Genomic DNA, 26,478 nt, shown 5'->3' with positions numbered 1-26,478 from the left:
TTCCTCCTCACGTTACCATAAACGATCGTCTTCCTCCGCTTGCCGTGCGAGCTGTCTCGCAACCGCCGCGCGAAGGGGATCAAGCGGAATCTCCACATCAACCTTGCCTGCCACTCTCGCTTGACAGGACAGCCTGATATGATCGCCGTCCAAGCCAGAGAGCTTATGTTTCTCATTGTCTCCAATTGGCTGCAGCTCGCTTCCAGGCATCACAGTGACCTTGCACATGAAGCAGGCTGCTTTGCCCCCGCAGCGCGTGCGAATCGGTATATTGGCGCGTCTGGCGGCGTCTAGCAGCGTCGTACCTGGTTTAACCTTAATTTTACGGCCAGAAGGCCAGAACGTAACCTCACCGTCCATTACAAGCCACCAGCCTCTCGAACCGACATCAAATGATGCAGGCTCCGCTTCGCTTCTAAAGTTAATGCATTGCTTGCTTCAATGGCTTGAAGCGCAGCTTCATGTCTTGCTGGCGCCTCCGCAAAAGCTTGAATAATAAGCTCTACCCGGTCCAATCGGCTGCGGAGAAAATTAAACCAAAGCTCGTGCGCGAGAGGAGCGATAAATGCTGGATTTGCCCGTTCAATCCATTGTATTTGCTCGGCATGCGGAATAAGCAGCTCGCGAACCATAGTCTCATAATGATTGCCGCCAGCATGCACATGAAATCCTCCGACCAGCTCAACTTGAACGTCATGTATGAGATAATGGCTCAAGTTAGAACGGTACATGTCCGTTATGCTTAACGTTGGCTCATCAATCGCAAAAGTCTTAAGCGATTCATATAGGGATGCAACATCCCGTTCATCGCAATAAATGTCCAAATCTCGCGGCTCTGCGGATAATGGAAGTCCTCGAAGCATTAAGCTTGCGCTCCCGCCGACAATCCATTTCGCTTTGCTTGATTCCGTGGCTTTCATGACGGCAGCCAGCGCCTTATGAATGCGATCATGTTCTGTCATCACCGGCACATCCTTTTTATTCAAGCGTAATATTCCATTAAAAATAAGGCTTGTTAGCAGCTGCTATCGTTGCATCAGCCTGTTTGACAATCGCTTGGCAGCCGAGGCGATAGCCCTCTTCGAACTCCTCCGGCTCAAGCCGATCCCATTCCTCGTCCGTTATGCCTTCCAGCTGGTCTGCCCCTTCGGTTATCAAGCAGCGACAGCGGGCGCAGGTTCCCCGAGCGCATGAAAAGCTCCAATCGACGTTATGCTTCAGCGCAAGATCAAGCAGCGACAAGCCTGCTTCCCCTTCTACTACTGCTGTTTTTGTCCGACCTTTTAACTCAATCATTATATGTCAAAGTCTCCCTTTCTGTTAGCTTCTTTGTACCCTCGTATGTATGTTGGACTAAATAATGGAAATAAGGCCGCAAATAAATCCGATGATTAACACAATAAAGGCAATCAGCGAAAGGACAAATTTCAGTACACCCTTCGTTTTCAAGCGAGCAAACGTAATTAAAAGGGCCGCAACCGCCATCATCCCAATGCCGAATAGCGAAACCCACATTTTTGTCATTGCATCCATAGTAATTCCATTCTCCTAATCTATATCATAATGAATTCTCACCCATTATAACATCGCATAAAAAAAAGGACAAAAGCTGACAAGGTACATCACCGAATGCGAAAATTCGGAAGTACCCCTAGCTTTTGCCGATAAGCTTTATTTTTTGATCATCATTTTCATGAGAGTTTCCATGCTGTTTGCGCTCATGCCGCTGGCCTTGACTGCTTTGACAATATCGTTGACCGTCGATTCGGTAACCTTGACATTAGCCATATCCGATACCTGCTTGATCAGCTTGCGCAGCTCGGCTTCGTCTTTTATCGTTTCTGCAGTAACGCCGCTTGCCAGTTTTTTGACCGAGTTTTCCGTTATATTCTTGCCGGTTTTTTTGTTAATCGAATTAAGGATGTCTTTGGAAAAGTCCTTCGCCATGCCCTACACCTCCAGGATGCGCTAGTGTCTTGCTCCATGCATCATATGAGGTGGACGTAGGTTTGGTGTAGGCGCTGGTCCTTAGCCTATTTCTTCGATTTCATGCGTGCGAAGCCTTCCCATTAAATGCTCGACAGCCGTTCGCGGTGCTTTATTCGCGAATAAAACATCATAGAGCTCGAACGTGATCGGCATCTCTACCTCATACTGCTTCGCCAGATCAAATGCGGCGCGCGTCGTTCGAACGCCTTCGACAACCATTCCCATGCGGGTGAGCACCTCATCCAAAGGCGAACCGTCAGCCAGCATATAGCCCGCACGCCAATTACGGCTATGCTTGCTCGTGCACGTTACGACAAGGTCGCCAACGCCTGCTAGACCCGCAAAGGTAAGCGGATTCGCCCCCATTGCTGCACCTAGTCTGCCGATCTCGGCCAAACCTCGGGTAAGGAGGGCTGCCTTGGCATTATCGCCAAACTGAAGGCCGTCCGACAATCCCGCTCCAAGCGCAATGATGTTTTTGATCGCCCCAGCTACCTCTACGCCAACGACATCATTGTTCGTATAAACCCGGAAATGCGTATTCATGAGCGCATCCTGTGCTTGCTCCGCCGCTTGAATATCAGTTGAAGCAACAACGACTGTCGTAGGCTGCTTCAAAATCACTTCTTCAGCATGGCTTGGGCCTGACAGCACAACAAGCTGATCGAGCGGACGCCCTAACTCTTCTGAGAGTACGGTCGTCATCCTCTTCAGCGTATCCGTTTCAAAGCCCTTGGTTGCATGTACGACAAGCGTGTCGCTGTGCAGGAACGGTGCAGCTTGCTTCGCTACCTCGCGCATTGCACCCGATGGCGCAACGAACAAGGCGAGCTCAGCATCCTGCAGCGCGTGCTTCAAATCCGTCGTAGCATGGATAAGCTCAGGCAGCTTTACGCCTGGCAAAAACTTGCTGTTCTCATGGTTTTGATTAATGCCTGCCGCCTGCTCCGCGCTTCGCGTCCAAAGCTTAACCTGATAGCCATTATTTGCGAGCACAGAAGCAAGCGCCGTTCCCCAGCTTCCCGCAACCAGCACAGCCGCAATTTTCGTTGTTGATGGGTTGCTCATTGTCATCCGACGCTCACTATCCTTTCTTAGCACCTAGCTTGTTTTCCGTTCCTTTGAACAGCTTTACGATATTCGTCCGATGACGTACGAAAGCAAAAATACAAATCAGAACACTTGCACAAAGTAAAGGTACGGAAAAATAAAAGATAGAGATGAATAATGGCGTTAGAGCAGCAAACAGCAATGAGCCGAGGGACACGTACCTCGTTAAAGCAATCGTCACAATAGCAATAATACCAGCGCATAGCGCCGGCAAAAATGCAAGCGTCGCCACAACGCCAACCGTTGTGGCAATTCCCTTGCCTCCCTTGAAGCGGAACCAAATGGGCCAATTATGTCCTATGATGGCCGCAAGACCGCATAGTACTGGAATCCATTCGTTATCGCCAAGAACGCGGCCGATTAATACGGCTGCGACGCCTTTAGCGATATCGAGTACAAATACGAGTATGCCCGGCCCTTTGCCGAGCACCCGCAATGTATTCGTCGCGCCAGCATTACCGCTGCCATGCTGGCGTATGTCGATACCCTTTACCCATTTTGCGATAACGATGCTGAATGAAACTGAACCTAACAAATAGCTTAAAGCAACCGCGATTACTCCGTATAACAAGCTACTTCTCCCCTAATCTTCTTCGGACTTACGACGTGAGAATATTCGTATCGGTGTCCCCTCAAAATTAAATGCAGCACGAATCTTATTTTCCAAATAGCGCTCATACGAGAAATGCATAATTTCCGGATCGTTAACAAAAACAACGATCGTCGGCGGTTTCGTAGCTACCTGTGTAACGTAGTTGATGCGCAGACGCTTGCCCTTGTCGGATGGAGGCGGATTGATCGCCACAGCATCGGAAACAACATCATTAAGCAGATGCGTCTGAATACGCATAGCATGCTGCTCGGATACATGCTTAACGACAGGCAGCAGCTTTTGTAAGCGCTGTTTCGTCAAGGCAGATAGATAAACGATTGGCGCGTAGGACATAAACAAGAAATGATCGCGGATATTTTGCGAGAAATTTTGCATCGTTTTCTCATCCTTATCGACGATATCCCATTTGTTCACAACAAATATCGATGCTTTTCCTGCTTCATGCGCATAACCTGCGATATGCTTGTCCTGCTCGATGATGCCCTCTTCTCCATTAATAAGAACAAGAACGACATCTGCGCGCTCGATCGCTTTCATCGCACGCATAACGCTGTACTTCTCAGTTGATTCATACACCTTGCCGCGTTTGCGCATGCCTGCCGTATCGATCAGAACATATCGCTGTCCATCGCGCTCGAAAGGCGTATCAATTGCATCGCGCGTCGTGCCTGCAACGTCGCTTACGATTACACGATCTTCGCCAAGCAAGGCATTGACTAGCGATGACTTTCCGACATTCGGACGTCCAATAAGGGCAACACGAATGACATCCTCGTCGTAGCCGTCATCTGTCAGCTCCGGCAAAAGCTCGACAGCAGCATCAAGCAAATCGCCGATTCCAAGTCCATGCGAGCCGGATATTGCGATTGGCTGGCCAAAGCCAAGTCCATAGAACTCATAAACCTCGTCCATACGGCCTTCATTATCCACTTTATTAACTGCCAGTACGACAGGCTTGCCAGAACGAAACAGCATTTGAGCAACTTCATCATCCGCATGCGTCAAGCCAGTTTTCGCATCGGCCATAAAGATAATCACGTCTGCCTCTTCAATGGCAAGCTCGGCCTGCATACGAACAGATTTCATAATTTCATCTTCGCCATCAATCTCGATACCACCGGTATCAATAATGCTGAACGATTTTCCATTCCATTCTCCGGTTCCGTAAAGCCTGTCACGAGTGACTCCCGGTTTATCCTCAACAATTGCTAGACGGTCGCCGATAACCCGATTGAATATGGTGGACTTACCCACATTCGGACGACCGACGATAGCGATAACGGGTCTTGCCATAGTTTGTTTTCCACTCCTTCAAAAATACTCACGATAACCATCATAGCAAAAAAGTACGTTCTTGGCTAACTTTTCATATTATCGATGATCGACCAGTATGATTGTGCCATTCTTTAAATCATGCGCGCTTGCATCCAAAATCTTCTCCAAAAGAAAGGAGGTTTCCTCTAATTTATTTTCATTTTCCGCAATAAAAATAGGCGCTCCACCCCCAACCGACTCAGCCCTCAAGGATACGACAGCTACGATTTTAGCCATTCTCGCCTGCCTCCTTCTTGTTTACGGATGCTTCAGACGGCATGCGAACGGCAGATTCCAATATCGGTACCCGCAAAATAACTTCTTTGCCTTTAACCGAATCAAGCTCCTGCGGCAAAATGAACACGGCTAACCGCCCATCCTTGATGTCAAGCTTGGCCATCGGTATTAGTGCAGGTTCCCCGTCGTCCCGGTATACGCCGAGAATAGTAGCCAAATCGTACAGGATCGCTTGACGCTGACCTAGATTGCTCAATGTAACCTTTCCGTTTGAATTGAAGGGAGTCAATATGTATCCCATTCCTCGCTCAGCAATAATTTCTTGATTTGATTTCAAGCCCACATTCATAATATAAACGTCTCCGACGAACAAATCCGGCCCGTCAATCTTAACCTGAGCCGCTTGCACAGCAGCTATATGAGATACGGCTTTTCCTGATTTTAGTTTCTCAACAATAACGAGCGACAAAATTCCGGCTAAAATTCCGATCCAAATATTCACTAATATAGCAAATAAGCTAGTAAGCAATGCTGTCATAATGACTAAGTAATTCCGTCCCTCGAACACCATGGCAATACCCTCAATATAAGTTGAGCCTCGCCCTACAAGCTCCATGCTGTCAATTTTGGTTAATGTCTCGCGCTCCATCTTCCGAACATCTCTAAACTGCTGCGCAGCGAGCGTTAAGAAAGTAATGGCCGTATAATCCTTATTGAATAAGGCAGGAACTGCAACGGCACCAAGTGCCGCTGCAATGACCCCTAAGGATATATGGATAATCTGGCCATGCGGGTAAGTCGGATACTGTCTATAATCCGTCCTCAGCATGAGCAATCGCGAAATGATGCCAAAGGCGATACCTAGCAGCACGCCAATCAAATATTTATTTTCGACCAGATAATGCTGCATTATGAAGGACGTCCTCCTTTAATTTGCCATAGCATAACGCTTAGCTTGGATGTGCCTATCCGAATCGCCTTGAGCATAAGGCTGAACGCTCTGGCTGCAGCCAAAGCAATCCAAAAGCTGTCCCACCAAGATAAAGAACCAAGATGGGCTGTATACGCCCCAGATTGCAGCAGTACATTCAGCGTCTCCCCAAGCACCGCTCCCCAAACGATCATTCCGAATTGATGCTTCACTTGGGAAGTAAATGCGCCGCAAAAAATGCCGGTAAGCAATGGACCATCCCAGCTTGGGTCTATCCAATAAAAGACTGGATCAAAGCTGTACATTTTCCGAATGAAACCCCAAATGGCGGCGATCATCAGTGTACACAAAATCAAATATCCGTAATAGCTCCATTCATCAGATCCTTTATAAGTTAGCAGGCTGGAAATGATAAGGAAGAAAACACTGACATGAATCTCGACCTGAATATGTTCTGAAAATGGTGACCACCAAATCGACATGGTTAGCAGCAAGCCCGTCACGATTCCAAAAATCGCCAGCGAACGACGGCTTATTTCTGGTACAAGATAAGACTTCCAGCCTGTTGCAATCAGGATGAATAAAATTAGAACAATCCACAACGAAATAAATCCAGGATTCATGATATCACCTCTTGTAACCCCTATTATGCACCAAAAAAAAGGAGCTATTCCTGCGATGATTCGCAGAAATAGCTCCTTTGAGTATGAAAGAAATTTATTTAAGGTTTTTAAGCTTATCGCCGAAACGCTCTGCAAGCGAGTAGCTCATGCTCTCGTTGCTCAAGCTTACGTTCGGGTTGTCGATTTTCTCGATTTTTGGCGAACGTGGAGCTCTTTCAGGTCTAGCGCTAGGTGCAGCTTGCTCAGGCGCTTCTTCTGTTTCTTTGATGCTTAGGCTAACGCGTTTCTCAGCCGGGTTAAAGTCAAGAACTTTCGCTTGAACCTCTTGCCCTTCTTGAAGAACTTCGTTAGGAGTCGCAATATGGCGGTGTGCGATTTGCGAGATGTGAACAAGACCTTCAACGCCAGGAGCGATTTCAACGAAAGCTCCGAAAGGAACGATACGGCGAACAGTACCTGTTACGATATCTCCAATTGCGAATTGGCTGCCAGCAGAATCCCAAGGACCTGGTTGAGCGGCTTTCAAGCTAAGGCTGATTTTGCCAGCTGCCGGATCAACTTTAAGTACTTTAACACGGACTGCTTGACCCTCAGCTACAACATCCTTCGGATGTGCAACATGCTGCCATGAAAGCTCCGATACGTGCACAAGGCCGTCAATGCCGCCGATATCAACGAAAGCGCCGAATGGTGTAAGGCGTTGAACTGTACCATCAAGCTCTTGACCAACTTCAAGCGCAGCGATTACTTGTTTCTTGCTTTGTTCGAAATCAGCGTCAAGCACTTCTTTTTGGGACAGGATCACTTTGTTGTTTTCACGGTCGATTTCTTTAACCTTCACGCGAAGCGTGCGGCCTTTGTAATCGGAGAAATCTTCAACAAAGTGGCGCTCAACCATAGATGCAGGAATAAATCCGCGTACGCCTACGTCAGCCACAAGTCCGCCTTTTACGACGTCAGCAACGGCAACTTCAAATACTTCGCCGCTCTCAAAACGTTGTTGGAGCGTATCCCAAGCTTTTTCGCCGTCGACTTGACGTTTGGAGAGAACAAGCTTCTCTTTCTCGTCGTCGATGCTTACTACTTTAAGCTCAACCTCTTGACCGATTTGAACAGCGTCCGTAGCGTTGTCGATCTGCACAGCAGAAAGCTCACGAATAGGAATAACACCGTCATATTTATATCCAAGGCTTACATAAGCTTGGTTATCTTCGATTTTGACGATCGTACCTTTAACGGAATCGCCTTTTTTCAAAGACACGAAATTATCCAAAGCGTCTTGGCTTACTTCTTCCGCCACGGATTCTTGCACATTAGTTTCTTCTGACATTGAAATAACCTCCTCAGTTCTAACCCCAACTTTATTTAAATCCGCAATCGCCTAGAGCGAAAGCAGCATTTAAAACATAAATTAACGATTGCTTGCAGCTAGTTCACGAATGCGAACCATAATAGCGTCTGTTACTTGTTCAAGCATATCTGGCGATGATTCTTCAATAATTGCGGTAAGATCAATAGGCTTGCCATAACAAACAACGATTTTGCTAAATGGCTTATACTTCCCGATTATCGCAACGGGAACGATCACCGCACCGCTTCGTATTGCAATCATTGCAGCGCCCTTCTTAGCCGCTCCAGATTGATTGTTGCGCGAGCCCTCCGGGAATATCCCCATCACATTGCCTTCCTTCAGCATCGTGATTGAAGACTTGATCGCATCCTTGCTCACACCGCCGCGCTTGACCGGAAATGCGCCAAACGAACGAAGGAGAGGACCGAAGACAGGAATTTTGAACAATTCCTCTTTTGCCATAAAATGCACCTTGCGCTTCACTTTGACACCTACAGTAGGCGGATCAAAGTTGCTCAAGTGATTCGAGGCGAGGACGACTGGACCAGTGGCTGGAATATTTTCCGTGCCTCTAGCTTCCAACCGGAATAAAAGCGTGTAAAGAACTCGCAGTATAAAACGGAAAAACACATATGACATAGTTTACTTCGCCTCCGCCATTTTGGTTCGGCTTAATTTCACAATTGATGCAATTACTTCGTCAATTGTCATGGCGGTGCTGTCGAGAACAACCGCGTCAGAAGCGCAGATCAGCGGTGAAATGTCGCGTTGCTCGTCCAAGCGATCACGTGCAGCAATCTCTGCTTCCAATTGGTCAAGCGTGATCGTCTGGCTGTCCACTATTTCACGGTAACGGCGAAGTGCCCGTTCCTTAACGGATGCGGTTAGAAAAATTTTCAATTCCGCGTTAGGCAGTACGTGTGAACCAATATCCCGGCCATCCATGACGACGCCCTTGCGCTCGGCAAGCTTGCGCTGCATGACTCCGAGTACTTCACGTACCGTTTCATTCGCTGCAAAATAAGACACCTGAAGTGTCACCTCGCGCGAGCGAATCAATGCGGTTACATTTTCTCCATTCACAAATACCGACTGACCTTGCTCGCCTGGTGCAAGCTCAATCTCTAAGGATCTTACAAGTTCAGCTAGTTTGGCAGTCTGCTCCACCGTTACGCCTGCTCTCTGCGCGCTCAGTGTTACTGCGCGATACATTGAGCCCGTATCGATATACACATATCCTAGCTGCTCGGCGACTTTTCGCGCGACCGTACTCTTGCCCGCGCCTGCCGGCCCGTCAATGGCAATGTTCATGCGGTCGCTGTCACCTTCGTGATGCACCACCTAAGGTCAACCCCCTTTTAGTAGAGACAGTTGGCCGAATGCACGTAAGAATGCGACGCAAACCTCTCAAGAAAAAAGCAGGCTTTGCCTGCGAACGTGAAAATTATACCACACTATAGAAGCAGATGCAAAAGCCGCGCGTCAGTTCAAGCGGGTTCCTTCCCACTGATCCACGCCCGTTAACCAATGCCGAACAGCATGATTTTGCAAAGCTGCTTGTGAAAATACTAATAAAATGATGAGCCCAATAATGATTTTCCGCAGCAACCGGCTGACTTCCTCCGTCAAATTCAGCATTTGCTTGCGGCTTCTTTTTTTACGTAACAACCGTTGCAGCACATGGCTCGCTCCCTTCCTGTTTCAGGGTAGTTTTCCATGTTTCCCAACAATTATTCATCGATTGCGAAATTCTAGCTGCTTCTCAAAGCAGTACCTTATAACCTTCTGCCGCTCAGAGTCATTGATGCTGGCATATTTGACCATCGCCTGCTTCTTTCCTGACTTAAGCTCGACAACCCTTACAATTTCTCCTTGAAAAAAAGCATGTTCAATCGCGCCGTTTTTATAGGGAACAAGAAGCCAGCAATCCAGTACCTGCTCAGGTGCCAGCTGCCATTTGCTATCGCAAATAAATGATATTCCTCCACCGCCAACATCATCGGTTTCACAGACGAACCTTACGTGAGTAGACAATTTTACCGCGATTTCAAGCTCAGCCGATACGCGGAGGAAACTACGGCGCTGTACCTTCGTTATGCGGTCTAGTTCTGGTCTGCGGATTTTGATTAGCTTGATGCCATCCTCCATAAAACCGATAACATGCGAATCAAAATAATGTTTAATTCCATCTGCAGAAATAAAAAAAACAGAAAGCTCGTCACCTAGAAAAAGTCGTTTGTAGCGTCCAGATTTCTCATTGATCGGTATCTCTATAAGTAAGCCGTCCTCTTGCTCATCGGCTATCCGCGACTTATATTCAATCGCTGCTTCCTCTTCGTCCGAAGAAGCGATTTGATAATGCAGCATTTGATTCAATTTAGGCAACAAATTGGCTCCCCCCTATTTACATGCATTATAACACGTCGAATTGTGGGGAGCCATATCGTTATTTGTCGGATGCTGCCTTTGAATCGTAAGTAGACATTTCCTCGATCGATTCTTCTACGCCAGTCTGCGAATTTATATATACGCGGTAGAGTGAACCATTGATTTTGCCCATGTACTCGTAGCACAGCACTTCTTCGCCCAAATCATTGTCAATCAGCGCCAGTTGCTCATTTTGAACTTTCATTTCCGGGTTTAAAGCTTTGCGCGCATCGGCTTTCGAGAGAATCGGACTTGGCAGCTTGCGCTTGTGATGCTCATAAACATAATCATTGGCCTGCAAGCCTACCGTTTCGCCATTATCGAGCGCGACCTTGACCGTTAGCTTATCGGGGTAAATCAGAACGCCGCTTTGCACATTGACATAGGTGAATGCACCCATATTTTTGAACAAATCGTAGCTGATCGCTTTCATACCGGAAAAGCCGTGTTTATTGAGGAAGGTATCCGCTGATGCTTGCGCCTTCGCCAAATCAACCTTTTTCTCTCCAATATCGCGTGGATTCATAAACCAAATGAGCTGTCCGCCTTTTTTCGTAAAATCCATTTGCAGCTTGTTGTTGCTGCCTATGTTTACGGTAGCGGAATACGAAGAATACTCTGTCCCTTTTCCGTTCTCCACGACGCGGATTTCCGCATCCTTTGCTTCCGTGAATTTTGCGGCAAGCTTTTTGATATCCTCTTCGGTTACCATTTTACCGCCCAGCATTTTGATTGTGCGCTTCTGGTACATGCTGCTGACCGATGGACCCCAGTTGATTTCAGGATACTCGCTGACCTTCTTGTCCACAGTCTTGAAGCCGTCAATGATGACATTGTCATTGTTTGACTTCTCGGAGGCAAGCGCAATCTCGACGTCCATCCAGCGCAAATGGTTAGCCAGCACTTCTTTTTGCATGCCGGCCAAACTTTTTGATATTTGCTCGGAATTGGCATAGAGCGTCTTCATCGTCTTGAATTCATCTGGCGTTAGCGGCTGTTTCGTCAAATCGCGTACAGCCGTTTTGTACGAGAAGTTAGCGATTCTCGACAAGAAATCTCCCGCTTCATTGAAAGGAAGCAGCGTGAGCGGAAGCTGGTTGATTTCGTTTTGCGCCTCGCTAGTTAAACGCCAGACGTTAACAAGCCCTTTGCGATGATAGCTTTGCGAGGTGGAATTGACAGCAAGCGTATTGCCAAGCTGTTGATGCAGCTGCTCGACATGATAAGTTAAGTCGTGGAACGCACGTTGATACTGGTTTTCAGCTTTTATCAATATCGAGTTTTTTTCTTGATGCTCTTGATAGCCCCAGTAAATGGCGCCGAGAAAAAGCAGGGACATAACCGGAAACAGAATCGAGCTGAGTCGATGGTACATAATACAAAAGCTCCTTTCTTGTGCAAAACCTGGTTTTAGTTTGGTTTGCCCAAGGGAGCTTTATGCATCCATCTATTTAATTGTAATAGCTGCTTTCATTTTGATTAAAATGCATGCTCTTCGATTTCAAGATCGTTTGCGTTATTGCAAATGCATTGCTTGAAGCCAGTATCAATCGAGTCTTTGTCTCTGCGTCCGCGCAGAACAAATTTCTCTCCGCACACGTTGCACCGGATCGTAACCTTAATCCTTGCAGCCTCCATATGCCCCTCCTCAGCCATTATTCGAACGCCATCGTTTCAGGCATTTCTATATAATGTCAGTATGGACGGATCAGCTACAGTTTAATCTCATCCTCGCGGACAAGAAAACGAAAGGGAGAACGGGAATTCGCATGATTCATTTTGCGCAGTCCCCATATCCAAAGGACGATCATAAACGGAATGATGAACCACATCCAATTGGTGCGTACCGTTATCATAATCCAGTCATACGTGCCATGCAGCAATACCGGAAGCACAAGCGATATCGCTAAAAAATATTTGCTCAAATGCTTAGGAGCAAACTTCGCTTTGCCTAAGTAGTAGCCCATCATGATGCCGAACAAGGCATGGCCCGATACTGGAAGGAGCGCTCTTACGAGAAGCGTTCCGAAAGTAGCCGGCGAGTAAATCGCATATAGAACATTTTCGAGCGTAGCAAAGCCTAGCGAAATCGATGAGGCGTACACGATACCGTCATATGGCTCGTCAAACTCGGTATGGTTGTATATGACATGATACAGAACAAACCATTTCACAAATTCCTCGACCCCTGCCGATTCGCCAAATGCAAACCAAACCGAGTGATCCCCCAGCCATAGCTGCAGACCGCGTTGAATAACCATAATAGGCACGACGACAAGTATGCCGAGCACAAACATTCTGGCAACCATATGGATTGGCTCCGCCTCGTAGCGGTCCCTCAAATATAAATAAGTAAGCAGCGAAACGCCAGGCGCAACGGCCGCAGTCAAAACGGAAAACAAAAGCATTGCGTCCCTACTTTCTTACACCCAGCCACGATAACGAACGGCCTCGGCCATTTTTCGCACGCCAGCCATATAAGCGGCAAGACGCATATCGACCTTTCGAGTGCGGTGTATTTCGTACACATGATTGAAGCCGCGGACCATCATAAGCTTCAGCTTATCATCCACCTCTTGCTCATCCCAGTAGTAGCCTTGATTATTTTGCACCCATTCAAAATAGGACACGATAACGCCGCCGCTGCTCGCGAGCACGTCCGGTATCAGCAGCACGCCTCTTTCGGACAAAATGCGCGTAGCTTCAAGCGTAGTAGGTCCATTCGCAGCCTCTACGATGATGGATGCTCGAATAAGAGAGGCATTTAGCTCCGTAATTTGATTCTCGATTGCCGCGGGCACAAGAACATCGCAATCAAGCTCCAACAGCTCTGAATTCGATATCGTCTTTGGAAATAAATTCGTCACATTGCCAAAGGAATCTCGTCGATCGAGCAAATATTCGATATCAAGCCCTTCTTCATTATACAATGCTCCGTTCACATCGGAAATACCTATTACCCTCGCACCGGCCTCATGCATGAATTTGGCAAGATAGCTTCCAGCATTTCCAAAGCCCTGAATCACGATGCGCGCATCTTTCAGTTCAATCCCTTTAAGGCGAAGCGCCTCGGAAATCATGATGACAACGCCGCGCGCCGTCGCGGTCTCTCTTCCCTTGGAGCCGCCAAGAACAAGCGGCTTTCCGGTAATAAAGCCGGGCGAGTCAAATTCACGGATGCGGCTGTACTCGTCCATCATCCAGGCCATAATCTGCGAATTCGTCATGACATCCGGTGCTGGTATATCTTTGCTTGGCCCAACAATTTGACTGACAGCTCGTACATAACCTCTGCTTAATCGTTCCACCTCGCGGAAGGACATCGTTCTTGGATCGCAAATGACGCCCCCCTTGCCGCCGCCGTAAGGCAGGTCAGCAATTCCGCATTTCAAGCTCATCCATATGGATAAAGCTTTAACTTCGTTTTCCGAGACGTTTGGATGAAAGCGCACGCCGCCCTTCGTTGGTCCAACGGCATCATTATGCTGAGAGCGATATCCAGTGAAAACTTTAGTTGTACCATCATCCATTCTTACCGGAATACGTACGGTCAGCAGCCTCATCGGCTCCTTTAATAGGTCAATCATATCTTGATCATAGCCAAGTCTTCGCAGCGCTTGCTCAATTACGATTTGAGTAGATTTCAGCACATCATTCGCTTCTTTATCACTCATTACATCCACCGCCTTTGTTTACATCTAATACATCTAATATGAACGCCTTTTCTCTACTGTATTCCCTTTTTCATTTAAGTCAATATACAAGAAGAGCATCGTGCAGACAAGATTCAGCCTGCAGATGCTCTTAACATGTTGTTCGCTTAAAATTTAAAATGATTACATATTTCCCGTACCGCTGACTCGGGCATAATCACTTTCCCATATTCTTCAAGCATCGCATAGGTTACTGAAGTCGCTTCACCATACTCTGCAAGCAATGCGATAACAGCATTGTGCCTGGAAACATCGATCAATGCTGGCTCTAACGCTAAAATATACTTGCCATTATAGGAATACAAACGTCCATCCTCGGTGAGAGTGGAGCTTTGCAATTGCTTGCATACCGAGATGACATCCTCAAATTCTCGAAAGGAATACATCACGACATCGCTTTGCTCAAGCGTAACTTCCATCTCATATATTTCATCTTCCGTGTCGTCATCTTCGGTTGCCCGATCAACTGCATGACTGTTCATTTTGCCACGGGTGACAATCACTACCATACCTTGAGCGGGGAGGGCAAACACTTCGACCGCTAATGGGCCGCTGGCATCGAATCCAAGTTCACTATATGCTTGATCCATCATTTCACTGAATAGTTCGTGTACTTTTGGAATTTCGCGCCACATGTCGTCCTTCTGGATCCCCCGTTCCAGCAGGTCGTCGAACGTCAGGAAAATCCGTATCTTATCCTGGCTCAGTCGTTCGATCTTCATGACAGGATCCTCCTCTGCAGCATCTGTTGTAATAACGTATGAATTTTTTAGAAAGATGTGATCAAATTGACCAAATCATACTATGTAACTACTTTATCATTTCTTTTCTTCGAATGCACTAATATTGAATGAAAAAAAAGAATCGTTTGGCCGTTTTGCATCACTGCTTAACGTCCAACGATTCAGCTATCTTGCTGTGTTTTTTAATGGGCAACTGCCGACGATTCCGCCTTGATTTTATCCGTTTCCCGCTTGAGGGCGGGGTCACTATTTACAATAGTTTCAATTTGTCCCCAAGCGGCATCTGATTTTTCGACGGTATCGTCTGAATGCTTTGGGGCTAGATTTACCGCCTCTTCTTTAAACGATTTGCTCATTATTTTCGAGACCGATTTGCGGGCAACCGACGAGCAAGCATCCGACAATGTGTTTGCTGCCCATGCCACAGCTCCAGGCTTCCTGCGCGAGACATACACGGTAGCAGCCGCACCAATTAATCCACCGACCAAAAAACCACTCAACTTCATGATCACGAACACCTCTTTCCTAGATCATCTTGTGTATTCAGGTGTTAGTTTGACCGTCAGAACAGACCCTCATTCGATATAAAATAAGGAAATCATTCTAGCTCTTTGATTAGGCAAGTATGATACAATGATGTCGATTTAGCTTGAATGACAACTTAGCCATGGAGGTCCATCACAATGAAGCGAATCACTCTAACGATCAGCATCCTGCTAATTGGTGCAATGCTGGCATCCTGCTCTGCACAGCAGCCTGACGAGAATTTTCCTGCTTCAGGAGAAGCCGAAGCGACGATGCAGCCTGCTGCTTCACCAGCTCCTGTAAGGCTAGAGGATAATGGAAATACGCCAGAAACGATACAGCCTGCTGAAACGAATGCTCCTGTCAGCAAGGATGAGACGCTGAATGCTCCTTTATACCGAATGAACGAAGCCTATCGCCTCGTACCGATCGAGGAAAGCACACCGAGCAAGGTCGTATTGCTGACCTTTGATGACGGACCGAAGGATGAAGCGGTACTGACAAGCATACTAGACACGCTTGATAAGCATAAGGCGAAAGCTATCTTTTTCGTTAACGGCTATCGGATCAAGCAAAACCCTGAGCTACTCCAACTCATCAAAAATCGTGAACAGGCAATCGGGAACCATTCCTGGGACCATATTAATCTAAAAGATGAAAACAAATCGGTCGTTGAAAAACAAATCGGTGACGTTCAATCTGATATTGATAACTTAATCGGACAAAAACCTGTATTTTTTAGACCGCCCTACGGCTCAGGCGGAGAAGTCGTGAAGGAAACAGCAAAAAACCACGGCATGCTTTACATGACGTGGTCGAATGGTTCCCTTGATTGGGATAAAACGGCTAAAGATAAGCCGGATGTGGTCATCAAAAACGTGCTCGAGCAGCTCCATCCCGGAGCCAATATATTGATGCATGAGCTGCAATGGACAGCAGATGCGCTTGAGGAATTGTTGACGACATTAGAGAGTATAGGCTACGGGTTTATTGACCCAGCTGCAATAGAGCTTATTCGCTAAATTTTAGTCCGTACCAGAACAAGCCCCCCACCAGACAAACGAACAATAAAAATAAAAGATTATAATACCATTTTGTTACTTTATTAATGCTGGAAGGATGTTTTCTCCGCCTTGGCGGCAGAGCCTCACCTTCATTGGAATCCGTTCCGATGATTGACGGCTCCGCCGTCATTTCTTGCTGACTTGCCACCCTCGGGCTTCCAAATTTCTCTTTCCTGCTCATGACTCCCTCCTGAATCGTATAATTAACCCCATTATGAAATCAATTAGAAAATGAGCGATAATCGGTGCCAATATAGAATCTGATTGTATATAGATCCAACCCAAGCCATAGCTAATCGAGAAAACGAGACCTGTCGGAATCCAGTGCTTTAAATACCTTACATGTATCGTAGCAAAAATAATGCTTGTCCAATAGGGACCAATGGCATGCTGCAGCGCCCCGCGAAATAGAAGCTCCTCGCATACCGCGACTACGAATGAAAGAACAGCAATATGCCAGATTGGTCGAGTTCGGAAAATTCGGTCGTTGACACCGCCGTCGTCAGCCGCTTCTTCTGGAACAAAACGGGAAATCAGTAGATCCACAACGACAACGGCGGCAGCGAGCCCAAGTCCCCAATATACAAATGCAAGCTCTTTAGGAGGCGTAAATAATCGGATCACATTTTGATGCTGAAATAAAACCCATATCAAACCGATAATAAAAGTAACAGCCTGTGTAGTATATAGATTGATAAGGAGCATACGGTCATCTAGATCATCAACGGACACCTTGCGAATGCGAATATTGCGAATATCAAATTTCTTCATAGCTTCCCGCCTGTCTGAATCATTCATATTTTCTTTTTCGACCTTTTCACCTATACTGGTAGAGCAATTCGACAGCATAATTTTTTTACATAGAAGGAGATAAAGGAAGAGATGGAAAAAAGATTAACGACCACCGCAATGCTATTTAGTATTGGATTTGTGTTTATGCTTATTTGTACGGTTGGAGCGTTCTTTTACGGCGTTCAAATCGGTACAGAAAAGACAGAAGCAAAATACGTGACCAAGGACGACGGCTCGAAGAAGGCGACTGCTTCTGTAAACCCTTATCAGCAGCAAGATCTTGTTTCTTTCTATCATACTGTATTTTTGCCTTATCGTGAATTTCAAAACGAATGGTTCGCAGCCATGAATAAATTGTCGCAAGGAAAAACAAGCGAAGCAACTTCCATGTTCAAGGATTTGGCCAATCTTGCCAATGCGAAATCAAAGGATGTGAGCTCGGTTGACATGCAAAAGTCTCCTCTGCTTGGACAATCACAGGTTAGCTACATTCGCAGCCTAAAGCTGTTTGAAGAAGCAGCAGACAAAGCGGCGATCAGCGCAAAAACATTGTCGTTCAACGAGCTTAAGAAAAATGTTGAGCAGGAGAAAACCTATCTCTCCGCCTCTCAGTTTGCGCTTAGCGCGCAGCAAGCCTATTATTCAGCTATGCTGAAGTGGTCAGCAACGGTTGATCTTAATATTCCTGGGGATTTCAAATCTCCCGCGCTGTTAGAGCTAAAGACGTGGAAAAGCCTTCCTATTACGATAAAAAACAAGCTGATAGCCGATCAGCTCATGACGCGCAAAAAGCTGACTCCCTACTATCCGCAGGATTTGACCAGCCGTGTTGACGAATTCGTCCTATCCGGACAAGCTGCAAAAATGAAGATGCGAACCTTGTCAGCGGTCGTTGATCTCCTCATTAATACGGAGGCCGTGCGCACTGGCGATTTTATGGAGAGCAAATCACGACTATACCAGAAGGCCCTTCTGCCTCAGCTTCCGTTTTTCTATCCAGAAACCAAATAGCCATTCTAAAGGATGCAACGATTAATCGTATTGAAATCCTTTTAACGAGGCTATAGCTGCCATCCCGCCTTCAACGTTGTGGAGGCCGCTGTAGCCTTGTTCTTCTAAATAATTGCAAACCGCAGCACTGCGAACCCCATGTGCGCAAACGATGTAAATAGGCTTTGAATCATCAATTTCGCCTATGCGTGCCGGGATCGAATTCATCGGGATCAACACCGAAGGCTCCAAATGATAAAAATCCCATTCAAACGCTTCTCTCACATCTATGATTTGTTTCCCGTCAACTTGTCCATTCTCCAGCAAATCAAGCAGATGTTGAGGAGTCATATCTTGCCAATTATTCATGCATAATGGCCCCCTATGTCATATTATGTTGTTAATGATGCTTGAATCATAACGAAATTTTCACAATTCAGCAAGTTTGAGGATTGCTTTTGTCCACTGCCTTGCATTAAAATAGTAAAGTCTGAGATCGATGATCAAACTCTCGTCCCGCTGCTGCATATCGGTGCCGGTAAGAGGGTTTTTCTGTTCATATTCAGCGAGGCGTCATAGCTTCGCCCCAATTTAGGAGGCATACTTCACATGTTTAAAGTGTTAGTTTCCGATCCAATCAGCGATTTGGGCATTCAGCAGCTTGTTGATGCGTCTGATGTCGCAGTCGACAAAAAACCTGGACTAAGCGAAGACGAATTGGTTGCCATTATCGGCGAATACGATGCATTGCTTGTTCGCAGCCAAACGCGCGTAACACCAAAAATTATGGAGGCCGGCAAGCAGCTCAAAGTTGTTGGACGTGCAGGCGTCGGCGTCGATAACATCGACCTTGAAGCCGCAACTCAACGCGGTATCATCGTAATCAATGCACCAGATGGCAATACCATTACGACTTGCGAGCATACTTTTGCGATGATGATGGCGGTTGCTAGGCATATCCCGCAAGCGTACATGAAAACCGTTAATGGGACATGGGATCGCAAATCGTTCCTAGGCGTTGAGCTTCGCGGCAAAACGCTTGGCGTACTTGGCATGGGCCGTATCGGAAGCGAAGTTGCTAAACGCGCTAAAGCTTTCGGCATGGAAATTATGGGCTACGACCCGTTTATGACGGAAGAAAGAGCGGAGAAAATCGGCGTTAAGCTAGCTAGCGTGGACGAGATCGTTCGCAATGCTGATTTCATGACGGTACATACGCCGCTCACTCCTGAAACTCGTCATATGATCGGCAAAGCACAATTTGAAGTAATGAAGCCTGGCATGCGTATCGTAAACTGCGCACGTGGCGGCATCATTGATGAAATCGCATTGGTTGACGCTGTAGATGCTGGAATTGTAGCTGGCGCAGCATTTGACGTATTTGAGGTAGAGCCTCCTGCAGAGGATCACCCTTTCCTTACTCATCCTAAAATTATCGTAACACCGCATCTTGGCGCATCTACTGTTGAAGCGCAAGAGAACGTAGCGATCGATGTATCGGAGCAAGTGCTTCACATCCTTCGCAACGAGCCGTTTATCAATGCGGTTAACATGCCTCCGATTCCGGCAAATCTGCAAAGCATCCTTCAGCCTTACTTTACGCTTGGCGAGAAGCTTGGCAGCTTCATTTCACAATCGACAGAAGGCGCAGTAATCGAAATCGTAGTTGGGTATGCAGGTGAGCTTGCAGAGGTTGATACTCAGCCGCTTACACGCCATATCGTTCGCGGTGTTCTTGCTTATCACCTTGGCTCAGAGAATGTCAATGTGGTTAACTCCCTGCACCTTGCGAAAGTACGCGACGTGAATATCGTTATTCAAAAGTCGCATGCTTCGAAGGACTTCACAAACCTTGTAACGGTAGCCCTTCGCACGAAGAAGGAAGAGCGCGTTGTATCGGGTACATTGCTGACGGGCTACGGTCCTCGCATCGTACAGATCGACAAGTTCCCTGTCGACGTCACGCCAGAAGGAAACCTGATTCTTATCTCGCATAACGATAAGCCTGGTATTATCGGGCGCGTAGGAACGCTGCTTGGCAATAATGACGTTAACATCGCTACGATGCAAGTAGGTCGTCAGCTTGTTGGCGGATCTGCCATTATGGTGCTGAGAGTCGATAAGGCTACGCCTAAAAATGTGCTTGAGCAGCTTACGAGCATGCCTGAGCTGAATACAGCTAAAGAAATTACACTATTTTAGTAGTAGCTAACAAAATGCTTAAAAGAGCCAATCGGGTGACCGATTGGCTCTTTTTGTTTCACGAACAACAAGAATTATCTGCTGTATTCTACAAAAAAAGCGTTCCCGAAGGAACGCCGTGACAACTATTGATGCGCTTCGACAGGAAGCAGAAGCGTAAACGATGTTCCCGAACCGGAACTGCTTTCGACAACGATACGTCCATGATGGAGATCAATTAAGTTTTTGACGATGGCAAGTCCTAGTCCAGTCCCGCTCGAAGCTCCTCGTTTGCGTGCTTTATCTGCCTTGTAGAAGCGTTCAAATATATAAGGAACGTCTTCGCTAGGGATGCCTTGTCCTTCGTCTCTAACACTCAGCTGAACATATAAGCTGTCATTTACATTTTCAAGCTGTCCAGCTAGTGTAATGGACTTTCCTGAAGGCGTATGCCTTAAGGCGTTATCAAGCAAATTTGTCAACACCTGCTCAAGCCGATCTTCGTCAGCTTCCTTGACGATAAGAGGCTCTAGCGGCAGTTCTGCCACCAGTTTAACCTCGCGCTCCTTCGCATACACTTGGAACTTCCGATGCACTCGCTTTAAGACATGCTTCAAATCAACCTCTTGAAAATTCATGTCCACATGTCCAGCTTCCATACGAGCGATATCCAGAAAATCATTGACAAGCCTGCCCATTCGAAGCGATTCATCATAAATGACTTGAACGAGCTCCTTGCGGTCTTCCTCGGATACAACGATATCGTCAAGAAGCGCTTCGCTGTAGCCTTGCAGCATAGACAGAGGCGTCCTAATCTCATGCGAGATGTTCGCGACAAAGTCACGCCTAAGCTTCTCCAGCTTATGCTCCTCCGTCACGTTCCGAATAACGGCAATCGCTCCCCGAACAACGCCTTTGGATTGCAATGGCGCCATAACAACGGACCATACATTGCTGAGCACATGAATCTTATCCGTCGCGTCGCGCCCCTCTTCCATGACGCTCTGAAACAAATCGCGCAGCGGCATCGGAACTTCAGAATTGGATGAATAGCTGTCATACATATCCTCTTGCCAAGCAAGCTCTACACCAGACCATTGATTAATTAGCAAATGTCCGCTTGGATTCGTAAGAATCACCTTGCCATTCGCATCGAACGTCATAACCGAATCACCCATACTCCGTAAAATGCTGGCAAGATGGTTTTTCTCATGATTCAAGTCATGAATAAGCTTATCCAGCTGCTCTGTCATATGGTTAAACGTATTTGCAAGCTCTCCGATCTCATCGCTGGAGCGAATATTCACTCTGGTCGAATAATTTCCTTGAGAGATCGAAACAGCGGCATCCTTAAGCTGCAACAGCGGCTGTTGAATCTTTTTGGATAAGAAGAAAGCAAAGAATGTCGATAATAAAAAACCAACAATCGCCGTAAGGACAAATAACACTTTTACTTGATGAGAGCTGCCATGTGATTTATCATCAAACCAAATATCGACATACTGGAGAAGAAAAACACCTACAATAAGCAATACGACTGCAACGAGCAGCATAATCGTCGCCCAAAGCTTCCCGACTACACTGCGCCACAGCTTTCCGATCAAGCGATGCCACCACTTCATTTACTTAGGCACCTCAAGCTTGTAGCCGACACCCCAAACCGTCGTTATCATCGATGCAGCATCGGGCGATACTTTGTTCAGCTTCTCGCGAAGACGCTTCACATGCGTGTCGACCGTTCGCAAATCGCCAAAAAACTCATAGTTCCAAACATCCTTAAGCAGCTCCTCGCGCGAGAAAACCTTATCTGGCGATACGGCCAAGTAATGAAGCAGCTCATACTCCTTAGGTGTTAAGCTTACTTCCTGACCGCCTGCTGTTACGCGGTGCGCATCATGCTCAATCACAAGATGCGGAAATACGATGTTGTTGCTCGAATTAATTTCTTTCGTAAGAAACGCTGTAGCCGATGAACGTCTCAATATCGCTTTCACGCGGTAAATGACCTCGCGAGGGCTGAACGGCTTTACGACATAATCATCCGCTCCAACCTCAAAGCCTTGCACTCGGTTCATCTCTTCGCCTTTTGCGGTTAGCATAATGACAGGAGTTGCCTTCACTTGGCGCAGACGCGAGCACACTTCAACCCCATCGATTCCCGGAAGCATCACATCCAGCAAGATGAGCGCATAATCGGTATTCGAGGCAAGCCTTAGCGCGGTTTCACCGTCTTCCGCCTCGTCGATTGTGTAGCCTTCCTTCTCTAAATACATTTTGAGCAAACGACGAATGCGTTCTTCATCATCTACGACCAAAATACGGCTTGAATAATCAGACATAGGGCACTACTCCTCTCAATCTATATTCTAAACACCCGAATATGAATGTAAACCCGCTATAACGAGGTTGACCCCGACAAGCGTGAACAACACCACAACAAAACCGATTACCGCAAGCCAAGCGGAGCGATGGCCCTGCCAGCCGCGCGATAGGCGGAAATGCAAATATGCACTGTAATACAGCCAAGTAATGAGCGCCCATACTTCCTTCGGATCCCAGCCCCAGAAGCGGCCCCAAGCTATATTGGCCCAGATCATCGCGAATATTAAGGCGCCCAGCGTAAAGATCGGGAAGCCAATAGCAATTGAGCGATAGCTGATTTCATCCAAATCCTCCGGATCGATGCCTTCCATAACGGGGTGAATGACTGCGCCCAGCGGCTTGCGGAATACGAGACGCAGCAAGCCATAAAGCAAGGTGCCTGCAATGACGGACCATACGACCGTATTTAGCTTTCGGCCGGAATTCGCGCCCGTCATCCAATATGGAGCTTCGAAGATTGGTTCCTTCATGCCAAGGAACGAATCAAATTTCACAATTTCGCTGTTATAGGGCTTAACGATTGCCGGCAGCGTATAAATGACTGTCTCCGTCGTTGTTGACTCAACGCCCTTTGCGTCAATGTTCGATTTTTCTTGAATAAATTGTGCTTCGTAGCCCATACCGCGGAACGCAAACACGGCTACGATAAAACCTACGATAAGGATAATGGAGTATAACGAAAATTCGACCCAGAACTGCGATCTTTTCGCTTCCTTCGTTTTCCCTTTAAAATCCACTACGCGCAAAAGGTACATAAGTCCAGCAGCAAATCCAACTGCAAAGAAGGCTTCGCCTAGAGCAGCTGTCGTAACATGCACTTTGAGCCAATAGTTGTTGAGAGCCGGTATTAACGGCTGCACCTCCTGTGGAAATACAGATGCGTATGCAACGATAATAACGGTGAGCGGCAATGAGAACATGCCGAGCAATGGTTTTCTATAGATGCTGTAAACGATTGTGAATGCGATCATAATCGCCATGCCGAGGAAAGTCATAAATTCATACATATTGCTTGTTGGAATTTGACCGCTTCCTGCCCAGCGGGTGAAGAAGAAGGTCATATGCGATGCTAATCCTAGGCTGGATGTGATGAACGCGATCCGACCCCATCGTTTCTCATGCTGCTTGGGGTCACGATTGCTCCATTTCTTGCCCGCAATCGCGATCACATAAAACATAAATGCAAAACAGTAAAGGAAAAATGCGACGATAAATGCGTCGCTGCTAAAATCGACTAAACTCACGCGTTGTTCCCTCCGTTATCAAGCGACTTCGGATCTACGGTTATCCCTATTTTTTGAAGCGCTCCCGCAACATCTGAACGCATACCGTACCAGTTTTTATTCGTATGTGCGCCTAATGAAAGCTCATTGCCATCAACACGCAGCCATATGCGGCGGTGCTGCCAATACGATCCCATTAACAGGCCGACCATAGAGAAGGCTGCTCCAACCCATACATAAGGCAGCGCCTTATCCATACGGACATTTAAGTAAGTGGATGCTTCGGAAAAATCTACGTTTTCCATCCCGTCGACCCGGATTTCAATTTTATCCGCAATGCCATGATTGATGGCGTCCTGCGAAAATTTCACCTTGTCCTTCTGCATCGGGAAATACATATACGGCTCGCCGTCTGCCGCGAGTCCCGGTCCTTTAACCGTAAATACAAACGCCGGAGCGATCGGATCACGAGATAAGGTAGTCGGCTCGCCGTTGTCGCCAATCGCAAATTCCATGTAATTGGCATATAAGTCCAGCGTGTATGGCCCAAGCTTATGCTGAAGCGCCGAGTCCTTCATCGGAAGATCAAACGGACCATATTTTTCACCTGTTTGTTTATTTACAAGAACGGGATGAACCGCATTCAAACGAGGTGTCGTATCAAAATCGAATTGGTATAGCTTTAGCCCCTTGTAATCTAGCGGCTCGTTTACGATAATATCGTGACGCTTCACTTCCTTGAGCTCCGGCTTCTTCGATTGATCGCTGCAGTTGCTTACGCATTCATATAATACCGCTTTCGTTTCGAAGAGCTTGGCTCGAGCTGTTCCCTTAAGCTTATCAGGCAATTCCTCATCCTTGTAATACTCAACGGTAAACTTTTCATTTTTGACAAAATAATGTGTATCCGCAATTTGTACGGTATCGCCATCGGGAACCGTAATGTAGCTATCCATCTGCCAGCTTGGTATGCTTCTAGCCAATATCGCCAGCAGAAACAGGATAAGACCGATATGATTGATATAAGGTCCCCAGCGGCTGAAACGATTCTTCTCGGCAAGAAGCGCCGAGCCGTCGCGATGAATACGATAGCCCTTGCGCTTAAGCTGTGCGCCGAATTTTTCTACCCATTCCTCAGAGTCGCCATCAATCGTATGCTTGTACACCGTTTTTTGGCGATGAATGAACTGCAAATGCTTCCGAATTTGCTGCTTGCTCAGTGCCCGGTAAAGCGGCAGCACCCGGTCAAGACTGCAAATAACAAGCGACGTTCCGATCATCACGAGCAAGCCGATAAACCACCAGGTTTCGTAGGTGTGCGACAACCCGAACAAATAATATAATTTGCCGGGCAAGCCGTAGGTTTCCTCATAATAAACAGATGGATCAAAGTTATTTACAAACGTGTTTTCTTGGGGATATATCGTTCCCAGCATCGCAGTCAAAAATGTGATAACGATCAAGTAAATCGCGATTTTGACGGACGAGAAAAAATTCCAAATTTTATCGATGTAATTCGGATTGCTCTTTTGCGATCTGCGGGCTACCCCGTCATATCGCATTTCAAGCGGCAGATCAGAAACATCATTGTATTCGAGCGGCTTGCCGCAGCTCTCGCAAAGCACGGTGCCGACTGAGTTTTGATGTCCGCACTCGCATTTTGTGTTTTCAACTACCAACACAGTAAAACCTCCTACATTTGAAGAAGCCGTTCAATCCGTTCGTCAATTTCCACCTCAGTCATTCCGCCTACTTTTATTTCCATTATCGAACCGTCCGGTTTTATGAAAAAAGTAGTAGGATATGACTTTAGCCCATAACTGCGTTCTGTTTTGCGGTTCACGTCGCGCAATATGGGATAATTCAAATCAAAGCGGCGAACAAAATTGTTCACGGTTAACGTGTCCTCGCTTAAATTAATCGCCAAGATTACGAGGCCTTGATCTTTCCATTTCGCATATTGTCGTTCAAATTCCGGCATCTCCTTCACGCAAGGCGGACAGAACGTGCCCCAAAAATTGACGACGACAGCTTTACCCTCATAATCGGTTAATTGCTGCGTTTTTCCTTCCAAATCAACAAGCTCAAACACCGGCGGCTTGCTGCCTTCCTTCAGAGGGCCTTTATCATCCGCGGCAAATAAGGTAGATCCTATCGCATATCCGCCAATTATCAAGACAGCAATCAATATGACGATTTGTACCGTCTTGCGCGATTTTCCCATCATTTAATTCACCACCAGCTTCTTTCTATACAGCCACGAATATTAC

33 protein-coding genes are annotated in these 26,478 nt (G+C 46.8%); 3 read left to right on the top strand and 30 right to left on the bottom strand.

From position 1 onward, the window contains the following. Positions 1 to 12: 12 nt before the first annotated feature. From AC1TPC_RS12295 to AC1TPC_RS12190, 22 genes are all read right to left on the bottom strand, one after another. Complete coding sequence (locus AC1TPC_RS12295) at positions 13 to 360, bottom strand: 2Fe-2S iron-sulfur cluster-binding protein (RefSeq protein ID WP_482067134.1); 348 nt, start codon at positions 358 to 360, stop codon at positions 13 to 15. Then, positions 360 to 962 carry a nucleotidyltransferase family protein gene (locus AC1TPC_RS12290; protein WP_482067133.1) on the bottom strand — a complete coding sequence of 201 codons (603 nt, stop codon included), beginning with the start codon at positions 960 to 962 and terminating at the stop codon, positions 360 to 362. Before AC1TPC_RS12290 ends, AC1TPC_RS12295 begins: the two co-directional genes overlap by 1 nt. A gap of 37 nt (positions 963 to 999) precedes the next feature. After that, positions 1,000 to 1,296 (bottom strand): 2Fe-2S iron-sulfur cluster-binding protein, encoded by a 297-nt coding sequence (locus AC1TPC_RS12285; RefSeq protein WP_482067132.1) that lies wholly within the window; start codon positions 1,294 to 1,296, stop codon positions 1,000 to 1,002. A gap of 57 nt (positions 1,297 to 1,353) precedes the next feature. Continuing rightward, complete coding sequence (locus AC1TPC_RS12280; protein WP_482067131.1) at positions 1,354 to 1,533, bottom strand: DUF2768 family protein; 180 nt, start codon at positions 1,531 to 1,533, stop codon at positions 1,354 to 1,356. Between the two features lie 138 nt (positions 1,534 to 1,671). Then, the gene (locus AC1TPC_RS12275) at positions 1,672 to 1,947 is read right to left on the bottom strand and encodes a stage VI sporulation protein F (protein WP_482067130.1); all 276 of its coding nucleotides are present in this window, start codon (positions 1,945 to 1,947) and stop codon (positions 1,672 to 1,674) included. An 81-nt stretch (positions 1,948 to 2,028) separates the two neighbouring features. After that, entirely contained in the window at positions 2,029 to 3,063 is a 1,035-nt protein-coding gene (locus AC1TPC_RS12270; RefSeq protein ID WP_482067129.1) for an NAD(P)H-dependent glycerol-3-phosphate dehydrogenase, read from the bottom strand. A 10-nt stretch (positions 3,064 to 3,073) separates the two neighbouring features. Continuing rightward, positions 3,074 to 3,670: a glycerol-3-phosphate 1-O-acyltransferase PlsY gene (gene plsY, locus AC1TPC_RS12265; protein WP_482067128.1), complete on the bottom strand. Its 597-nt coding sequence runs from the start codon at positions 3,668 to 3,670 to the stop codon at positions 3,074 to 3,076. A 12-nt stretch (positions 3,671 to 3,682) separates the two neighbouring features. Beyond that, entirely contained in the window at positions 3,683 to 5,005 is a 1,323-nt protein-coding gene (gene der / locus AC1TPC_RS12260) for a ribosome biogenesis GTPase Der (RefSeq protein WP_482067127.1), read from the bottom strand. A gap of 78 nt (positions 5,006 to 5,083) precedes the next feature. Next, positions 5,084 to 5,263, bottom strand: coding sequence for a capping complex subunit for YIEGIA (locus AC1TPC_RS12255; RefSeq protein WP_482067126.1), 180 nt, complete (start codon positions 5,261 to 5,263; stop codon positions 5,084 to 5,086). After that, the gene (locus tag AC1TPC_RS12250) at positions 5,256 to 6,173 is read right to left on the bottom strand and encodes a YIEGIA family protein (RefSeq protein WP_482067125.1); all 918 of its coding nucleotides are present in this window, start codon (positions 6,171 to 6,173) and stop codon (positions 5,256 to 5,258) included. Before AC1TPC_RS12250 ends, AC1TPC_RS12255 begins: the two co-directional genes overlap by 8 nt. Continuing rightward, positions 6,173 to 6,817 carry a YphA family membrane protein gene (locus AC1TPC_RS12245; RefSeq protein ID WP_482067124.1) on the bottom strand — a complete coding sequence of 215 codons (645 nt, stop codon included), beginning with the start codon at positions 6,815 to 6,817 and terminating at the stop codon, positions 6,173 to 6,175. The genes AC1TPC_RS12250 and AC1TPC_RS12245 overlap by 1 nt, the downstream gene beginning before the upstream one ends. 94 nt (positions 6,818 to 6,911) lie before the next feature. Next, positions 6,912 to 8,147 carry a 30S ribosomal protein S1 gene (gene rpsA / locus AC1TPC_RS12240; protein WP_482067123.1) on the bottom strand — a complete coding sequence of 412 codons (1,236 nt, stop codon included), beginning with the start codon at positions 8,145 to 8,147 and terminating at the stop codon, positions 6,912 to 6,914. An 81-nt stretch (positions 8,148 to 8,228) separates the two neighbouring features. Further along, positions 8,229 to 8,807: a lysophospholipid acyltransferase family protein gene (locus AC1TPC_RS12235; RefSeq protein ID WP_482067122.1), complete on the bottom strand. Its 579-nt coding sequence runs from the start codon at positions 8,805 to 8,807 to the stop codon at positions 8,229 to 8,231. A 3-nt stretch (positions 8,808 to 8,810) separates the two neighbouring features. Beyond that, positions 8,811 to 9,479, bottom strand: a complete 669-nt coding sequence (cmk, locus tag AC1TPC_RS12230; protein WP_482067175.1) for a (d)CMP kinase — start codon at positions 9,477 to 9,479, stop codon at positions 8,811 to 8,813. Positions 9,480 to 9,650: 171 nt separating this feature from the next. After that, positions 9,651 to 9,848 (bottom strand): hypothetical protein, encoded by a 198-nt coding sequence (locus AC1TPC_RS12225; RefSeq protein WP_482067121.1) that lies wholly within the window; start codon positions 9,846 to 9,848, stop codon positions 9,651 to 9,653. A gap of 54 nt (positions 9,849 to 9,902) precedes the next feature. After that, positions 9,903 to 10,556 carry a flagellar brake protein gene (locus AC1TPC_RS12220; RefSeq protein WP_482067120.1) on the bottom strand — a complete coding sequence of 218 codons (654 nt, stop codon included), beginning with the start codon at positions 10,554 to 10,556 and terminating at the stop codon, positions 9,903 to 9,905. Between the two features lie 58 nt (positions 10,557 to 10,614). Further along, positions 10,615 to 11,970 (bottom strand): germination protein YpeB, encoded by a 1,356-nt coding sequence (ypeB, locus tag AC1TPC_RS12215; protein ID WP_482067119.1) that lies wholly within the window; start codon positions 11,968 to 11,970, stop codon positions 10,615 to 10,617. A 104-nt stretch (positions 11,971 to 12,074) separates the two neighbouring features. Further along, positions 12,075 to 12,233, bottom strand: a complete 159-nt coding sequence (locus AC1TPC_RS12210) for a hypothetical protein (protein ID WP_482067118.1) — start codon at positions 12,231 to 12,233, stop codon at positions 12,075 to 12,077. A 74-nt stretch (positions 12,234 to 12,307) separates the two neighbouring features. Continuing rightward, a complete protein-coding gene (gene prsW / locus AC1TPC_RS12205; RefSeq protein WP_482067117.1) occupies positions 12,308 to 13,003 on the bottom strand; it encodes a glutamic-type intramembrane protease PrsW in 696 nt (231 codons plus the stop codon). A gap of 15 nt (positions 13,004 to 13,018) precedes the next feature. Further along, positions 13,019 to 14,269, bottom strand: a complete 1,251-nt coding sequence (locus tag AC1TPC_RS12200; protein ID WP_482067116.1) for a Glu/Leu/Phe/Val family dehydrogenase — start codon at positions 14,267 to 14,269, stop codon at positions 13,019 to 13,021. 146 nt (positions 14,270 to 14,415) lie between these two features. Further along, positions 14,416 to 15,030 (bottom strand): genetic competence negative regulator, encoded by a 615-nt coding sequence (locus tag AC1TPC_RS12195; protein ID WP_482067115.1) that lies wholly within the window; start codon positions 15,028 to 15,030, stop codon positions 14,416 to 14,418. 203 nt (positions 15,031 to 15,233) lie between these two features. Further along, positions 15,234 to 15,557: a hypothetical protein gene (locus tag AC1TPC_RS12190; RefSeq protein ID WP_482067114.1), complete on the bottom strand. Its 324-nt coding sequence runs from the start codon at positions 15,555 to 15,557 to the stop codon at positions 15,234 to 15,236. A 177-nt stretch (positions 15,558 to 15,734) separates the two neighbouring features. On the opposite strand from AC1TPC_RS12190, the gene AC1TPC_RS12185 reads away from it, so the two are divergent. After that, positions 15,735 to 16,598 (top strand): polysaccharide deacetylase family protein, encoded by an 864-nt coding sequence (locus AC1TPC_RS12185; protein ID WP_482067113.1) that lies wholly within the window; start codon positions 15,735 to 15,737, stop codon positions 16,596 to 16,598. Here AC1TPC_RS12185 and AC1TPC_RS12180 read toward each other — a convergent pair. Both AC1TPC_RS12180 and AC1TPC_RS12175 read right to left on the bottom strand, forming a co-directional pair. After that, entirely contained in the window at positions 16,588 to 16,821 is a 234-nt protein-coding gene (locus AC1TPC_RS12180) for a hypothetical protein (protein WP_482067112.1), read from the bottom strand. The two genes, AC1TPC_RS12185 and AC1TPC_RS12180, sit on opposite strands and share 11 nt — an antisense overlap. Further along, on the bottom strand, positions 16,818 to 17,411 hold the full coding sequence (locus AC1TPC_RS12175) for a CPBP family intramembrane glutamic endopeptidase (RefSeq protein WP_482067111.1): 594 nt from the start codon (positions 17,409 to 17,411) through the stop codon (positions 16,818 to 16,820). The genes AC1TPC_RS12180 and AC1TPC_RS12175 overlap by 4 nt, the downstream gene beginning before the upstream one ends. Before the next feature lie 111 nt (positions 17,412 to 17,522). Here AC1TPC_RS12175 and AC1TPC_RS12170 point away from each other — a divergent pair, with 111 nt between their 5' ends. Beyond that, positions 17,523 to 18,443, top strand: coding sequence for a hypothetical protein (locus AC1TPC_RS12170; RefSeq protein WP_482067110.1), 921 nt, complete (start codon positions 17,523 to 17,525; stop codon positions 18,441 to 18,443). A gap of 21 nt (positions 18,444 to 18,464) precedes the next feature. On the opposite strand, the gene AC1TPC_RS12165 is transcribed toward AC1TPC_RS12170, so the two are convergent. Then, positions 18,465 to 18,791 (bottom strand): rhodanese-like domain-containing protein, encoded by a 327-nt coding sequence (locus AC1TPC_RS12165; RefSeq protein ID WP_482067109.1) that lies wholly within the window; start codon positions 18,789 to 18,791, stop codon positions 18,465 to 18,467. Between the two features lie 240 nt (positions 18,792 to 19,031). Between AC1TPC_RS12165 and serA the strand changes: the two genes are divergently transcribed. Next, positions 19,032 to 20,624 carry a phosphoglycerate dehydrogenase gene (gene serA, locus AC1TPC_RS12160; RefSeq protein WP_482067108.1) on the top strand — a complete coding sequence of 531 codons (1,593 nt, stop codon included), beginning with the start codon at positions 19,032 to 19,034 and terminating at the stop codon, positions 20,622 to 20,624. 125 nt (positions 20,625 to 20,749) lie between these two features. Here serA and AC1TPC_RS12155 read toward each other — a convergent pair whose 3' ends face one another. The 5 genes from AC1TPC_RS12155 to AC1TPC_RS12135 are packed head-to-tail and all read right to left on the bottom strand — an operon-like array spanning position 20,750 to position 26,435. After that, entirely contained in the window at positions 20,750 to 22,225 is a 1,476-nt protein-coding gene (locus AC1TPC_RS12155) for a HAMP domain-containing sensor histidine kinase (protein WP_482067107.1), read from the bottom strand. Then, positions 22,226 to 22,942 carry a response regulator transcription factor gene (locus AC1TPC_RS12150; RefSeq protein WP_053376699.1) on the bottom strand — a complete coding sequence of 239 codons (717 nt, stop codon included), beginning with the start codon at positions 22,940 to 22,942 and terminating at the stop codon, positions 22,226 to 22,228. A gap of 27 nt (positions 22,943 to 22,969) precedes the next feature. After that, positions 22,970 to 24,229: a cytochrome c biogenesis protein CcsA gene (gene ccsA / locus AC1TPC_RS12145; RefSeq protein WP_482067106.1), complete on the bottom strand. Its 1,260-nt coding sequence runs from the start codon at positions 24,227 to 24,229 to the stop codon at positions 22,970 to 22,972. Continuing rightward, positions 24,226 to 25,890 (bottom strand): cytochrome c biogenesis protein ResB, encoded by a 1,665-nt coding sequence (gene resB / locus AC1TPC_RS12140; protein WP_482067105.1) that lies wholly within the window; start codon positions 25,888 to 25,890, stop codon positions 24,226 to 24,228. Before resB ends, ccsA begins: the two co-directional genes overlap by 4 nt. Before the next feature lie 11 nt (positions 25,891 to 25,901). Continuing rightward, positions 25,902 to 26,435 carry a redoxin domain-containing protein gene (locus tag AC1TPC_RS12135; protein ID WP_482067104.1) on the bottom strand — a complete coding sequence of 178 codons (534 nt, stop codon included), beginning with the start codon at positions 26,433 to 26,435 and terminating at the stop codon, positions 25,902 to 25,904. Positions 26,436 to 26,478: the final 43 nt, after the last annotated feature.

The organism is Paenibacillus sp. Y280 (assembly GCF_056786335.1).
The sequence above is the reverse complement of the archived record's forward strand: the minus strand, read 5'-3'. Positions and strand labels throughout refer to the sequence as shown.